This is a genomic window from Pseudoalteromonas sp. OFAV1, from assembly GCF_021532595.1.
Classification (GTDB): domain Bacteria; phylum Pseudomonadota; class Gammaproteobacteria; order Enterobacterales; family Alteromonadaceae; genus Pseudoalteromonas; species Pseudoalteromonas lipolytica_C.
Window position 1 is genome coordinate 14,488 of sequence record NZ_JAKGBG010000013.1, and the last position, 15,515, is coordinate 30,002.

Annotated in this window: 12 protein-coding genes; 6 read left to right on the forward strand and 6 right to left on the reverse strand. The window is 42.3% G+C overall.

Annotation, left to right across the window (positions count from 1 at the left end; all coding sequences use genetic code 11):
- Positions 1-182 precede the first annotated feature (182 nt).
- Complete coding sequence (locus tag L1267_RS09445; protein ID WP_235382669.1) at positions 183-2,159, reverse strand: ligand-gated channel protein; 1,977 nt, start codon at positions 2,157-2,159, stop codon at positions 183-185.
- 118 nt (positions 2,160-2,277) lie between these two features.
- Here L1267_RS09445 and L1267_RS09450 point away from each other — a divergent pair, with 118 nt between their 5' ends.
- Entirely contained in the window at positions 2,278-3,186 is a 909-nt protein-coding gene (locus tag L1267_RS09450) for a LysR family transcriptional regulator (protein ID WP_235382670.1), read from the forward strand.
- 58 nt (positions 3,187-3,244) lie between these two features.
- Here L1267_RS09450 and L1267_RS09455 read toward each other — a convergent pair whose 3' ends face one another.
- A complete protein-coding gene (locus tag L1267_RS09455) occupies positions 3,245-3,862 on the reverse strand; it encodes a LysE family translocator (protein ID WP_235382671.1) in 618 nt (205 codons plus the stop codon).
- Between the two features lie 91 nt (positions 3,863-3,953).
- Positions 3,954-4,715, reverse strand: coding sequence for an SDR family NAD(P)-dependent oxidoreductase (locus L1267_RS09460; RefSeq protein WP_235382672.1), 762 nt, complete (start codon positions 4,713-4,715; stop codon positions 3,954-3,956).
- Between the two features lie 107 nt (positions 4,716-4,822).
- On the opposite strand from L1267_RS09460, the gene L1267_RS09465 reads away from it, so the two are divergent.
- On the forward strand, positions 4,823-5,731 hold the full coding sequence (locus L1267_RS09465; protein ID WP_235382673.1) for a LysR family transcriptional regulator: 909 nt from the start codon (positions 4,823-4,825) through the stop codon (positions 5,729-5,731).
- Here L1267_RS09465 and L1267_RS09470 read toward each other — a convergent pair.
- The 3 genes from L1267_RS09470 to L1267_RS09480 form a co-directional block, all read right to left on the reverse strand.
- Positions 5,705-6,001, reverse strand: coding sequence for a YciI family protein (locus L1267_RS09470; protein WP_135926891.1), 297 nt, complete (start codon positions 5,999-6,001; stop codon positions 5,705-5,707). The two genes, L1267_RS09465 and L1267_RS09470, sit on opposite strands and share 27 nt — an antisense overlap.
- Positions 6,002-6,162: 161 nt before the next feature.
- On the reverse strand, positions 6,163-6,555 hold the full coding sequence (locus L1267_RS09475; RefSeq protein WP_135926890.1) for a DUF4345 domain-containing protein: 393 nt from the start codon (positions 6,553-6,555) through the stop codon (positions 6,163-6,165).
- 340 nt (positions 6,556-6,895) lie between these two features.
- Positions 6,896-9,355: a S9 family peptidase gene (locus L1267_RS09480; RefSeq protein WP_235382674.1), complete on the reverse strand. Its 2,460-nt coding sequence runs from the start codon at positions 9,353-9,355 to the stop codon at positions 6,896-6,898.
- A gap of 161 nt (positions 9,356-9,516) precedes the next feature.
- Between L1267_RS09480 and L1267_RS09485 the strand changes: the two genes are divergently transcribed.
- The 4 genes from L1267_RS09485 (at position 9,517) to L1267_RS09500 (ending at position 15,481) form a co-directional block, all read left to right on the forward strand.
- Positions 9,517-10,524 (forward strand): LacI family DNA-binding transcriptional regulator, encoded by a 1,008-nt coding sequence (locus tag L1267_RS09485; RefSeq protein WP_235382675.1) that lies wholly within the window; start codon positions 9,517-9,519, stop codon positions 10,522-10,524.
- Positions 10,521-11,741 carry a glycosyltransferase gene (locus tag L1267_RS09490; RefSeq protein ID WP_199527817.1) on the forward strand — a complete coding sequence of 407 codons (1,221 nt, stop codon included), beginning with the start codon at positions 10,521-10,523 and terminating at the stop codon, positions 11,739-11,741. Before L1267_RS09485 ends, L1267_RS09490 begins: the two co-directional genes overlap by 4 nt.
- A gap of 149 nt (positions 11,742-11,890) precedes the next feature.
- Positions 11,891-13,117, forward strand: a complete 1,227-nt coding sequence (locus tag L1267_RS09495) for a threonine/serine ThrE exporter family protein (RefSeq protein ID WP_235382676.1) — start codon at positions 11,891-11,893, stop codon at positions 13,115-13,117.
- A gap of 123 nt (positions 13,118-13,240) precedes the next feature.
- On the forward strand, positions 13,241-15,481 hold the full coding sequence (locus L1267_RS09500) for a tetratricopeptide repeat protein (RefSeq protein WP_235382677.1): 2,241 nt from the start codon (positions 13,241-13,243) through the stop codon (positions 15,479-15,481).
- Positions 15,482-15,515: the final 34 nt, after the last annotated feature.

Here is a 15,515-nt window from a genome sequence, read left to right on the forward strand (position 1 = left end):
TTGATGACTAACCCAATGTAGTAGAACTATTTAAAAAGCGAACTATAACTATAGTGTTATACGACCATTAAAAAACAACCCAAAAGTAGCGTCACTCGATTTATTGTTATTTTTGAAATTAAAGCCAATTATATTAACAAAGCCAACATAACTCGTTGGCTTTGCTTTTGCTAATGAAGAGCTTAAAAATTAACCCCTACAGATAGCCAATAACGACGACCATCTTCAACATAGCCGTATTCAGCTTCGGTAATTTCTTTATCAAACAAGTTATAAACTCCAAACCCTAACTTAATGCTGCGGCTTAAATCGTAGTTACCGCCAATATCAGCCAAGGTGTAATCTGGCGCAATTAAGCTGTCTTGCGACGGGCCTGTTGTAGGCTGGCTTTCTTCGCCGCGGTAATGAACACGCAACCAGGTGCCTAGCTTATCAACCGGGCGCCAATTAACTGATGTTTGTAAAATATGCTTCGGTAATTGGTTAAGTGGGCTGCCTTTGTATTCACCGGTTTTTTGCTCAGAGTCGGTGTAGGTGTAGTTGGCACTGACATCAAGCTCACTGGTTATGTCGTAAGATACTGATAACTCAAAACCTTGTGTAACGGCTTCATCCACATTGACATAGGTTGTTGGCATCGAACCAAACTGATTTGGTCCATCCGTACACTGGGTGAGTGGGCACGAAATACGGGTAATTTTATCTTCAAATTCGTTGTAAAATACGGTGCTTGAAAGTGATAAATCACGGCTGGCATCATAGTAGATACCCATTTCGTAGTTTACTGATTTTTCAGGGCTTAAATCTGGGTTACCGTAAATATTACCACCTCGGCTCACTTGCCCCCAGGCCGCGGTAGATTGACGAATATTCGGCGCTCTAAAGCCTGTAGAGATACCACCTTTCACCGTCAACGACTTAGTTGCTGTATACACACCATATAAACGCGGGCTGAAATGGCCTGAAAAATTACCATCATGGTCATAACGAAGACCGGTAGTGAGTTTAAACTGCTTGGTTGCAGCCCATTCATCTTCTGCAAATACTGACCATTGCTCGTTCTCAACATGCGTTAAGTCACTAATGCGGTTACTGGTGTAATCGTCCAGCTCTTCTTTTAAATATGACGCACCAAATGCTGCATTATGACTGGTAAACGGTAAAGTCCAACTTGTTTGCGCATCCGTATTTTCGACGTACATTTCACGAGAGGTATTATCGAATTTATCGTACTTTAAGTAACTGCGTGATGAGCCAAAATCATAAAAACCGTTATGGCTTAGTGAATACGTTTCTTGGTCGTACTCTGTGGTTGATGACTTTGGGCAGCCATTTCGGCCACAGCTTTCACCTTCAGCTAAAGGAGCAACTGTTTTGCCTAATGTTTCGTCAAGTTTTTGTTTTGCAGAGCCTACTTCCAGCATGATTTCGTGGTTATCAGAAGGCGTTAAGATAAACTTCGCTTTGATATTGCTTTGCTCTTTGCCACGAAAACCGGCTTCGAAATCGTCTTCATCACGCTTTGAGAACTGACCCGATAACTGCATACCTAATAACTCAGGAATTAAGCCACCCGCAGTAAAGAAACTACCTTGATTAATATCACCCGATTCACTTGATTCTTGAATGGTGCTATCTAAACGTAGTTCGCCGTACCACTTTTCTGGTGTTTTACGGGTTATAATATTGATAACCCCACCAATGGCATCTGAGCCATATAACGACGACATAGGGCCACGAATAACTTCAATTCGATCAATCGCTGAAATAGGCGGAGTCCATGCCCCTTCTACACCTGGGCCATCACTATTTGGTCGTGTTTCACGTGAGGTTTGACGCTGACCATCAATTAAAATCAAAGTATATTGACTTGCCATACCGCGAAGGCTGATATCTTTTCTGTCGCCACCACCTGTAACAACCACACCGGGTACGTCAGTCATCGCATCGGTTAGATCACGATAAAAACGCTTTTCAAGTTGTTCACGATCAATAACGCTGATACTGGCTGGCGCCTCTTTTAGCATTTGCTCGTAACCGGAAGCCGATACAACGATGACCTCCATGTCTTGTTTTTTGTCATCAGCGTATGCAAAATGGGAAAGACCTGCTAACACAGCAGCGGTGAGTGGTAAAACAGAAGAAACAACCCTCGTCATAATAATACTCCGTGACTTTTTGTTTATAAATGATAATAATTAGCGTTTGCATACTAATGAGAAGTCCCGATTTTCACAATTTACGATTTCTTAAAACTGAATTAAGAAGGCCTGAACCATGAATTCCAAGCTGATCAAAACATTGCGTGTATTTTCTCGCACTGTTGAAACGGGCAATATGAGCAGTGCAGCGGCAGAGTTATCGATGACCACATCGGCTGTCAGTCAACACATTAAGCAATTAGAACAAGAAATCGGATTGAGCCTATTTAACCGCAGCCCTCGCGAACTCACTTTGACCGAAGCTGGCCACCTGTATTATCAAAGCTGTTTAAAAATGCTAGCACTGGCAGATCAAGCCAGTACGCAGTTACAAAATCTACAAAATAAGCCAAGTGGTGAGCTCAAATTAGTTGCGCCTGTAGGTTTTGGTGGTGGATTGCTAAGCGAACCACTAGATCGCTTAATTAACGAGTTTGATGATTTACGTATTCAGTTAATTTTAACTGATGAGCCAATTGATATGATCAAATGCGGCGCTGACCTAGCGATTGCGATTGGCCCATTAACTGACTCAAACCTCGTTGCTCGTAAATTAGCAACTTGGCCGTTAAAGCTATGTGCTCATAAGGACCATGCAATTAGCAAACTCGATAAAGCCAATTGGGAAGACCTTGGCAACTTTGCCCGTATCGCCCACAGCAACGCCGACAGTAATGCGTTTAACCCGTCAACGCTGGCAAGTAAGCCGTTACCGAAAGCAAAGATCACCGTAAATAATATGCAAAGCTTAATTAAATTAGTGTGTGATGGTGTTGGCTATGGCGTATTACCAGAGCCAGAAGTAAGGCATTTATTAAAATCGAAAGAGCTGGTTGAAATTGCACCCGAATGGGCAATGCCAAATTACACTGTGTATGCAGTGACTCCAGCGAGAGACAGCTTAGCGGCAAAAACAAAAACCGCCATTGATACATTAAGACTGTGCTTTAACCATGTGTCTAAGCAAGTTGAATTAGTTGATTAACTCTCATCAAGGATAATACCCATTTGCCGTATTCGGATGGGTATTATCCAAATTAGTATTAGCCTAGCGCCAGCCAAACGCCCACACACATCATTAACGCGCCAGCAATACGGTTTAACCACTTCACATTATCGCCTTTATCTAAAAACAGCCTTAAGCTCTTTCCGCCTGTTGCGTAAATCAACATACAGATAAATTCGCTCAGTATAATAATGCTCACTAATACCGCAAGCTGAGGGGCAACCGCTAAATCAACATTAATAAACGGAGGGAGTAAAGAAATCATAAATGCCCACCCTTTTGGGTTTGCAATGGCAGTGATATAACCCTGCGAAAATAATTGCCCACGACCAATTTGTTGCTGTGTATCATCATTAGGTTTAAAGCTGGTTTTAGCGCGCCACATATTAACACCTAAGTATATTAAGTACGCACCACCTAGGTATTTTAAAAAGGCAAATAAGTCAGGGTAATTAAGCATAATACTGGCAACCCCAATCACCGCAGCAATGGCTACCGTGGCAACGCCTAACACCTCACCGACCATCATCCACAACGTACGTCTAACGCCCACACTCATCCCTAACGTCATGGCAAGCGTCATACACATACCTGGTGTAATAGACACAAAGAAAAAGGTCGGAATAAAAACCGCGAGTACTGCTAAATCGAGCATAAATGCAATCACATGTTTATTGCTTAAAAAGAGAAAGCGATTAAATCACATTCACTTAAATAAGCAAACAAACACGCGATTGCTAACAGGCTTATAAAAACATACCACCTGATGCTTCAATGCGCTGCCCGGTCACCCAACGGTTTTCATCACCGAGTAGCTGCGCAATCATAGGACCAATGTCATCAGCTTGGCCAACGCGCCCCATGGCTGTAAATGAACTGACTAATTGCGCAACCTGCTCATTATCACGGACAGCACCACCACCAAAATCAGTGGCAATTGCACCGGGTGCGACGACATTCACGGCAATATTGCGACCAGCAAGTTCTTTTGCCATGTATTTGGTTAATACCTCAACGGCCCCTTTCATGGTGGCGTAGGCCGCTTTTCCTGGTAATGCAAAGCGTGTCAGCCCTGAAGATAAGTTAATAATACGCCCGCCATCATTGATCATCTCATGCAGTGTTTGCGTTAAGAAAAACACCCCTTTTACATGTACATTCATTAAATTATCAAACATAGCTTCACTGGTATCAGCAAATGCACTGTCACTACCATGGCCTGCATTATTAATTAAATAATCAAATCGAGACGTTTGCCATTGTGTTGCTAAGGTACTTTCAAGTGTTTGTTTAAATTCAGCAAAACCTAAAATATCGCTCACATCAAGTTGAATGGCGACGGCTTTTGCCCCCAGTGCAGCTACTTCCTCTACAACTTGCTGCGCTTCATCTTTATGGCTTCTGTAAGTAAATACGCAATCAATGTTCTTACGTGCCAAACTTAAAACTGTATTTTTACCTAAACCGCGATTACCACCGGTGATCACTGCAATTTTGTTGCTCATCATGCTTACCCTTTTGCTTTGAAGTAATTGTGAGCAACCAGTATATTTACACTGCAAAACCAGATAAACCATGTAAAATTGAATTAACTGTTCGTAAATAACAAACAATCATGAATGAACTGAGTGCCATGAAAACCTTTGTTCAGGTTGCAGAGCTAAAAAGCTTTTCGGCTGCAGCACTTGCGTTGAGCATGCCTAAATCATCCGTCTCGCAGTTGGTCAAACAACTCGAAGATACGTTAGGTGCTCGGCTTCTAAACCGCACAACAAGGCGAGTTACGCTGACCAACGAAGGCACGGTTTTTTATCAGCGCTGCAAAGATATGCTTGCTGATATAGACGAACTACAAACCCTATTTCATAAAAAAGACGAAGCGTTATCAGGGCGTCTTAGAGTAGATATGCCACAGCCAATTAGCCGGCGTTTAGTGCTGCCGAATCTAGACAGCTTTTTATCTGCACACCCGCAATTAGAGATTGAACTGAGTAGTTCAGACAGACGAGTTAACCTAATTGAAGAAGGCTTTGATTGCGTAGTGCGAGTCGGTCAATTAGAAGACTCATCGCTGATTGCGAAAAGAATTGGCCACTGCCCGATGATTAACTGTGTAAGCCCAGGTTATATTAAAAACTATGGCAACATCACAAAACTTAGCGATTTAGCCGAGCACTACATTGTTCGCTATAGCCAAACACTCGGTCAACTTGACCCCGGCTTCGAATACCAAGATACACAAGGCGATTGGCAAACCCTCACCATGAAATCGCAGCTTACAGTTAACAATACGGATGCTTATAAAGCAGCGTGTTTAGCAGGGCTTGGCCTTATTCAAGTGCCTCGTCATGGGGTTCTCGACGAGCTCAGCCGTGGTGAACTTATCCAAGTTTTACCTGACTATAATTTGCCGCCCATGCCTATGAACATCGTCTACCCAAATCGACGTCACTTACCAAGACGTACCCGAGTGTTTATTGATTGGTTAAGCGAGCAATTAAAACCGATTATCAAACAAAAATGATAAGCGTTCATCAGCTTTAGATGGCGTTAACTCAATGATTTCAGATTTAACTACATTTTCGATTACAAAAGGATCTTCAGCGATAATTTCTTCGATCTCCTGTTTTGAAACATCGACTGCAATAATGCCGCCGCCTGCGTTAGGCTGCAAGCTTCCAGATAATACAAAAATACCTTTATCAAAGCCTGTCTGAAGCCACTTTTTATGGCCTTCCATGAAATCTTTAGCTTGAGATTTATTATCAGAAAACGTTAGTTGAATTATAAACATTTCATTATTCCTTTAATGTATTAGTGAACTCACTTTCAAATTGCTGTAGTAATTTTAAACAAACGCTGAAAATTAAAAAATAAAATTAGAAGCTTAAACCACGTTCGTGTAAAAATGGCGGTTTATTATTGACTCAATTCAACCAATCCAATGAGTGTTTTTTACTCTTCATTCTGCTTTTGTGTTATAAGAAACAATGCACTGAAACCTATAGAAAATTCCAATATAAAATATAAAATTAATAGCCAGTGGGGCAACCCGTCTAACATGAAGCTTAATAACCTACCCATTGCTAAACCAAGCATAAATATAGATAACGCGATTAATGCAATACGACGATACGATGCTCTTACAACCCCTAAAAGCCAGAACGCCAAATTAAATATGTACAAAAACATGACAGCTCTAAAAATATGATTGCCATTAACATTGTTTATATCTAGCTCAAACAGGTAATTTAGACTTAGCTCAGGATTTACTCCATAAGAAAGAGCTATAGGAATTAAGCCAAAAGACGCAATAAGAAGTAAGGCACAACTTTTATCTATTTTCATCTTTACCATTGGTCAAATCTCTTAGTATAAAAATTTAGTTCCGGCCGATACTCACCCCACAACCAGCATCAAAAACCATATACATGACTGATAACTAGAACATCATTTATCCTAGAGTTGGTAAACTGCTTGTTTCACCATTCAGTCTAAATCTACTACCACTTGACGGACTTAGTAAGAATATTTTAATTAATATTGGTTAAATCAGAAAAATCTTACATTCTCATGCTTATGATCATTTGCCAGTTTTTAAATATAAATCGATAAAAGAATATGCAAGTAGCCAATACAAAAATCCCCGCTTAAAGGGCGGGGATTTTTAATATAAGTAACTAAATAATTACTGAGTGTCACCTTCAACGGCAACTGGCTCTTCGGGTTTTTCGTCACTTAATAAGTATTTATCTAACCACTGTTCTTGCTCCCAAAGCACATGTAGCAGGCTCTTACGAGCGCGATAGCCATGCGCCTCATAAGGTAACATCACTAAACGAGCCTCTTTTCCTAGGCCTTTTAATGCAGCGTACATACGCTCGCTTTGCATTGGGAAGGTACCCGAATTTGGATCTTCTTGACCGTGGATCATCAGCATAGGCTCATTGATTTTCTCAGCATGGAAAAACGGTGACATCGCCGCGTACACATCTTGTGCTTGCCAAAAATCACGCTCTTCACCTTGGAAACCAAATGGCGTTAGGGTACGGTTGTAAGCACCACTGCGTGCAATACCTGTTTTGAATAAATCGCTATGCGCTAATAAATTCGCCACCATAAAGGCACCATACGAGTGACCGGCAATGGCTATTTTGTCTTTATCTGCCACACCTTTTTCTACAAGTACATCTACCGCAGCTTTAGCACTTGCCACCAGCTGCTTACGGAATAAGTCGTTTGGCTCTTTACCGTCAACTCCCACAATTGGCATTTTCGGGTCGTCAAATACGGCAATACCTTTTGCAAGATAAGGCATTGGACCCCAATAACCGATATAGGTAAATTCATACGGCGATTCGCGCATTTGTGACGCAACAGCTTTATCTTTATATTCAAGTGGATAAGCCCACATTAGAACTGGTAACGGGCCTTGAGTTGCATCATAACCCGGCGGCAAATAAAGCGTACCACTTAGCTCAACGCCATCGTCACGTTTGTATCGAATTAACTCTTTAGTCACTCCTTTAAATTCTGGGTAAGGGTGCTCAAAGGTCGTAAGTTGAGTGAGGGTTTTATCGTCTAAGTCGCGAATAAAGAAGTTAGGCTGCTCAGTTTTAGATTCACGAATGGTAATTAAACGTTCGCCTTCGTCATCAAGCATTGCACGCACACGCTCATAGTATGGCGCTTCTGACTGCCAAACGCGTGTTGTGGTATTGGTTTTTACATCATAACGGTCTAAAAACGGAATATTGCCTTGTTCAGATGCACCGTTACCGCGTAAGAAAAGGTAACGACCGCCAACCACTTTTAATACATCAGCACCTAAGTCATTCTTTTCATAAATTGGATAGCCGGGATCTTTGTAGGCATCGTTATAGCTACGCTCAGAAAATAGCACGCGGTTTTTATCTGCATTACGCGGTTGAATAACAAAAACTCGTTTTTGTCGGTCGCTAAAGCGCCACTCAGATAACAAGGCTACATTGCCATTGCCATTGCCCCAAGCAATTGAGTCAAAACGGCGTTCAACTTTGGCAAATAACTTAGCATCGCGTTTAAAAGGGGCTTTTAAACTATAAAGATGATCGTGATAAGGCACGTCGTTTTTCATATCACCGCCGTCTTGGGCCTCAGCCCAAATAACCTCAGCCCCTTGATCTGCTCGCCATTGAAAATCACGGCGACCAGTACGCACACTGTCATAACCTTGTGGAATGTTATCTGCTAAAGGCTGTTTTGCGAGCTCAGCTAAAGTATAACCACGCATGCCCCAAATTTGCCATGTAGCAGCAAAACGACTGAAAGGTACTTGATATGAAAAAGGCTCATCAATCATACCAACCAAAATGTTGGTTGAATCAGGCGAGACCGAAAACGCTTTAATTAACCCAGGTTGACCAATCGGTTGGCCCTGACCACTGAGCGGAATATAAGTTAATTGGCTTTGTGCGTAAAACTTAAATAGGGCTTCATCAAATGGGCTGGTTAATAAGTTTTGATAAGTTCTCGCTGGTGCTTTCTCACCACTACTTTGTTGAATAACAGGCATCACTTGCGTGCTATCGTTTGTTAAGCGAGCTTTACCAATATTAACCGCTGCATTAGCAACAATGGCGCTGCTATCTGGTAGCCAAGTATAAGGTGTGCTGGTTAAAACCGAATTAAGCGAGGTGTCACTTAACTGACGGGCTTGTTTAGTACTAACATTATAAACCCATAAATTAGCACTCGATGCTTGCTCAACCACAAACGCTAAGTACTGACTGTCACTTGACCAACTTGGTGAGCGTAAAATGCCATTTGGCAAACCCGATACAACAATTTCAGAGCCGGTTTCAACATGCTTAAGCACTAAAGATGTAAACTTATTACGCACTCGTGAGCGCGAAAAATTAGCAGGGTTAAGCTTAATACCCGCAAGTTTTAACTCTTCTTTAGCCAAGTCTTGTAGTGTATCAATGCGTTTTCTATCAAATAACGCCAGCCACTGACCATCATTTGATAAATAACTACTCGGCGCAAGCTTAGCGTCAACCACAGCAGCTAGCGCTGGCGATGGAGTTTGATAACCTTGATTAGCAAAACTGGGTGTGCAAACAGCTGCGCCAATGACTAGCGCAAAAAGCAATTTAAATGCTTTCATGTTCGTTCCTTTTTCGTTTTTATTTTCGATTATGTAAACAAGTAGAACATGTTTGCAGCATTTCATAAAGAGTTTCGGCTCTTTTGGCAGCCAATCAGTGACTTAAACACCTACTTTAAGCTAAAATAGACACACGCTATTCACCACTTTTGCTAATAAAAATGAAAAAATCGACAGGCAAAGTCACAATTTGGGATGTTGCTGAACAAGCGCAAGTTTCAAAATCAACCGTGTCTTTGGTCCTTACCAACAGTGATAAGGTCAGTAAAAAAAGTAAAGAAAAAGTACTGGCTGCCATTGATAAGCTTGGTTATGTGTATAACCGTGATGCAGCAGCGCTTCGCAGTAAACGATCTAACCTAGTCGCGTTGGTTATAAATGATTTAACCAACCCCTACTCAGCTCAACTTGCTGTTGGCCTCGAAAAACACATTTTTGAGCTTGGTATGTTGCCGATGCTGGTAAATATTGCAGAGTGCGTAGAAAGACAAACCCAAGTGGTGAAAACCTTAAAAGAATATAATGTAGCAGCATTTATTATGTGTCCGGCTCCGGGCACACAGCAGCAGTGGCAAGATGATCTCATAAATAGTGGTTTTCCGGTTATTAATATCATGCGCGAAATTCCATTTTCATCAGCGCCGTGTATTTTGCCTGATAACAAGAAAGGCACACACATTTCAACCAGCCATATTTTATCGCAAGGCATTGAAGATATAGCCTTTTTAGGTGGCACCGCAGAAATATCTGATTACCATGAACGTTTAAGTGGTTTTTTGTCTGCGCTTGAGCAATTTAATATCACCGATGAAAAACCCGTTATTCAAGCGCCGACAAATCGCCAAGGTGGCCGAGAAGCCTTTAATACCCTTATAGAGCAAGCACCAAATACCAAAGCCATTGTCTGTTTTAATGATGTAATTGCTTATGGCGCGATTGAAGCAATGCGTCAACACGGCCTCGAGCCGGGTAAAGACATCAAAGTTATTGGCTTTGATGACTTAGAAGATTCGCGCTTAATGCTGCCTTCTCTTTCAACCATCGCCATTAATGCCGATGAAATCGGTAAACGCACCTGTCAGGTGTTAAAAGAACTCTTAGATAAATCAACACCCCCAGTTCGCACCTTGGTGGATGTTAACTTAAAAATACGAGACTCAAGTCAATGAAAAAAGTGTTAGTGATCGGCTATGTTTGGCCTGAGCCTAATTCGTCTGCAGCCGGCACCCACATGATGTCACTCCTGCGCGCCTTTCGTGCAGAAAATTGGCAAGTTGAATTTGCAAGCCCAGCGCAAAAAACCGAACATATGGTAGATCTCAGTGAAGATGGCATCACCACGCAGGTCATTGCATTAAACTGCTCAAGCTTTGATGAGTACGTGCAAGGGTATAATCCTGATATTGTGATGTTTGATCGCTTTATGATGGAAGAGCAGTTTGGCTGGCGAGTCGATAAATACTGCCCTAACGCACTTAAAATTCTTGATACCGAAGATTTACAGTGCCTCAGAAATGCACGCCACGAAGCTCACAAAGCAGGCCGAGAATTCAGCCATAGCGATTTACACAGTGATATTGCAAAGCGAGAAATCGCCGCTATTTTACGCTCAGACATCAGCTTAATTATCTCGCACTACGAGATGCAGCTACTCAATGACGTTTTCAAAGTTGATAGCGCCCTACTTCACCACTTACCATTTTTGGTTGATTTGCAGCATATTCCTACCAGCACCAAAGCATTTGCAGAGCGTAAACACTTTATGACCATAGGTAATTTTCGTCATGCGCCAAACTGGGATGCTGTTTTGTACTTACAACAAATTTGGCCGCTGATCCGCAAACAATTGCCCGATGCCGAACTTCACATTTATGGCTCTTACCCGCCACCAAAGGCGACAGCGCTGAACAATCCAAAAACCGGTTTCTTAATAAAAGGCTGGGCTGATGATGCCTACAAAGTCATGGAAGATGCACGCGTGTGTTTGTCTCCACTGCGTTTTGGTGCAGGTATTAAAGGCAAGTTACTCGAAGCAATGATCATGCAAACACCAAGCGTAACAACTCCGATTGGCAGTGAAGGCATGCATCAAAACGAGCCGTGGTCAGGTGCAATATGTGAAGATGCACAGCAATTTGCTGATGCAGCAGTGGCACTTTATCAAGATGAAGCGTTATTTACTCAGGCACAGCAAAATGGCCAGCTGTTATTGCAAAAATATTATGATAAATCAAAACTTCAGTCGCAGTTAATCGCTAAAATCACCGCCATTAGTGAGTCATTAGCACAGCATAGACAGCAAAATTTTACCGGCCAAATGCTCAAACATCACACCATGCGATCTACCCAATATATGGCGCAATGGATTGAAGCTAAAAATAAGTGATTTTGCTGTAAATAACACTAGACATAGCGGCTTTTGTCGCTAAAATCGCGCTGGTCAATTTAAGCGATATTGTCTTACGACTAGACTATATCTTATTGAATTTTGGTCTATCCTTAACTGAACAATTTAACCTTTGGTTCAAAACGCCTTTGAAAACCGCAACGTTTACTGAAAAACGAAAATTTATCGTGAAGCTTGGCAAAATGCTTCATAAATACGGTACACCTGCTTACCGACTAGAAGCGCACTTAATGGAAGTTGCGACTTACCTCGGCTTAAAATCATCTTTTGTTATGTCGCCAACATCAGTGACCTTTGTTATTTGGACAGATGGTCACGAAGAAGAGTATACCCATGTTGCGCGTGTTGATCCGGGCGATCACGACTTAGGCTCGCTGGCAGATACCGATGATTTAGTAAACAAAATGCTCAACGGCGAGCTAACGCTACAAGAGGTCGATAAACAACTCGACATCATTTACAACCTGCCAAACCCGTATAATAAATTTATGACTGGCGTTGCTTTTGCAACCTCTGGCGGTGCATTTGCCATGTTAATGGGTACCGGTTGGAATGATGTGTTTTGGTCAGCACTGATCACCTTAGTGGTGTACTTATTTGTGCTTTGGTCAACACGCTCAAAACGCGTTGCGCATATGCTCGAGCCTTTAGTGGCCATTGTTTCTGCAATTATCGCGTGTGCGGTCAGTGTTTACCTAGACGCCGAAATAAACATACGATTGGTGGTGCTATCAGCCATCATTGTGTTTATACCCGGCTTAGCATTAGCTTTGGGGTTAGCAGAGTTAGCAGCTCGGCACTTGGTGTCTGGTACAGCACGGGTGATGGACTCATTCATGCTGCTGTTTAAGCTGTATTTTGGTGCTTTTATTGGTATTGGAATTGGTTTCGCTATGTTTGGTCAAGCAGACTACGTGCAACCAGATCCTTTACCAAAATGGACAGCATGGCTTGCTATATTCATGCTATGTAGCAGCCTAATCGTGATTTTTAGAACCAAACTAAAGCATGCGGGTTGGTCTATTGCGTCTGGCTTTATCGCCTATGGCACAAGCATTGGATCTGCCATGTATCTAGACTACACACTTGGCACATTTGTTGGCGCTTTATCTGTAGGGGTTTTTAGTAACTTGTTTAACCGTGTTGCTAATGCACCAGCCTCCATTGTTGCTATGCAAGGTTTAATCGTATTAGTACCGGGGAGTAAAACCTATATTGGTTTGAACTCATTAATTGAAGGTCAAGATTTCGTCTATGCAGAGCATATTGGCCAACAAACCTTCTTGATATTTATGTCATTAGTGGCGGGGCTTATTTTTGCTAACGTCGCGCTTCCACCAAAGAAAAGTCTATAATCTACTAAGCCCGAGTTTATCGGGCTTTTTTACACCCTCGTTTTAATAAGCCGACTTTGCTTATCAGTAACAAACTGATATAACTCATAAGTGCATGTGGTAAAAATAAAAAGGATTTATTCAGTGATTAGATTGGCTTGGCTGCTATGCAGCTTGTTCGCATTTAGTGTGTTTGCAGAATCCCAGTGTATTAACTGTCATCAAAGCCAAGTTGAAGACTGGCAAACATCCCATCATTTTCATGCTATGGAAAAAGCCACTCCCGCTACGGTGCTTGGTAATTTCAACGAACAAACCCTCGACTATCAAGGCCAGCAAGCGCGCTTTTATCAACAAGACCAACAACTCTTTATAAGCATGCCAAACCTTGATGGCAAGCTAACTGACTACCCGGTTTTATACACATTTGGCTATGAGCCATTGCAGCAATACATGTTTGATATGGGCCAAGGCCACATACAGCTATTTCCGTTTGCGTGGGACTCACGCAGTAAAACAGACGGCGGTCAGCGCTGGTTTGTACTGCATCCTGAGCAGAAAAAACACGACCTATTTCATTGGGCGCAAAAAGGCCAAAACTGGAATCATATGTGTGCCGATTGCCACTCAACTGATTTCAAAAAGCAATTTGACCTTAAAACGAATAGCTTTAACTCAAGTTATTCAAGCATTAACGTGAGCTGTAAAGCGTGTCATGGCGATAGCCAAGCTCATTTAAAATGGGCTGATGGCGATAGCAGTATTGCCGATAAGGGCTTTACCCATAACATTAAAAAGCAAACCCCACTGTTTACTCAACAAGCTGATGGCAGTATGCAAAGCGTACAGCCACTGGTTAAAAGCGAGCAAGTGCAAGTGTGTGCAACCTGTCATGCTCGCCGTTCACAGCTTGATGACCGTAAAGACACACATAGCTTTTTGCAAAACTTTCAAGGCTCGTTACTCACTCCTGAGCTTTATCACGTTGATGGTCAAGTGTGGGATGAAGACTATGTTTGGGGCTCGTTTTTACAAAGTAAAATGTTCAATGCAGGGGTTACCTGTACTAACTGCCATAACCCTCATTCGGGTAAATTAAAACTGCCTGGGAATCAAACTTGTACGCAATGTCATAGCCAAGAGGTGTTCGATACACCTAAGCATCACGGCCATAAAGTGGCAAGTACAGGTAGCCAATGTGTCGATTGTCATATGCCCACCACGACCTATATGCAAGTAGATGCAAGGCGCGACCACAGCTTTCGAGTTCCTCGCCCTGATTTAACATTAAAAACCAATGCTCCTAATGCCTGTAATAGCTGCCATGAAGATAAAACGCCGCAATGGGCGGTCGCCAAAATAAAAGACTGGCACCCAAATTCAAAATATCTTGGTACTGCGCATTTTTCTGAGGCGTTTTATGCCGCCGATAACCGCCTACCTAATGCATCGACCATGCTGACTAAAATTGTGCAAGATAAGGGCTTTCCTGAGATTATTCGCGCATCAGCGCTCAGCCGCTTAGCCGCAAGCCCCGATAACAATGCTATCGTTGCGATTGCTCGCTCAGTAAAAGACAACGAGCCATTGAAACGCCAAGCAGCCATTGAAGCGGCAATGCCTTTTGATATCAACCAACGCTGGCGCCTATTAAATCCTCTTTTAGATGATGAACATTTACCAATCAGAGCCGAAGCAGCAAGAGCACTTGCAGGCATGTTAACTCAGCCGTTCCCAGCAGGCCTCAATGAGCAAGACACTAAGCGCTTAAATTCAGCGCTCGATGAGTACAAAGATATTCAACAATACCAAGCAGAGCGCGGCTATTCCCATACCAATTTAGGTAATCTGGCGCTTACACTACAAAAGCCAGCGCAAGCCAAAACACATTACCTACAAGCAATCAGTGTTGAGCCTATTTTTGCTCCTGCTTATGTCAATTTAGCTGATTTATACCGAAACCAAGGCGATGAAAAAGCAGCGCAAGCCATCTTGAAACAAGGATTAGACGTTAATGCAGAAAGCGGCGATATTCATTATGCTCTGGCAATGAGCCTTATTCGCACAAAACAAAAAGACACCGCCCTTACACATTTACAAAAAGCTGCACAGTATGCACAAGAAAATGCAAACTATCAGTTTACCTACGCATTACTGTTACAAGATTTAGGTAATATGCCAGCAGCTATATCTGCGCTTGAACGCGCCTTTAATCTGACTCCGAATAACCCGGATATTAGCTACAGTCTGGCACAGTGGTATGTGGCAGAAGAAAACTACAATCAAGCGTTGTTTTATGCCAGAAACTTAGCGAGGTTAGTGCCCGGTAACCAGCAAGTTCAGCAGTTTGTGAAACAGCTCGAAATGATGAAGAGTATTAATTAATAAGCATTAGAAAAGGGCCAAGTAGGCCCTTTTC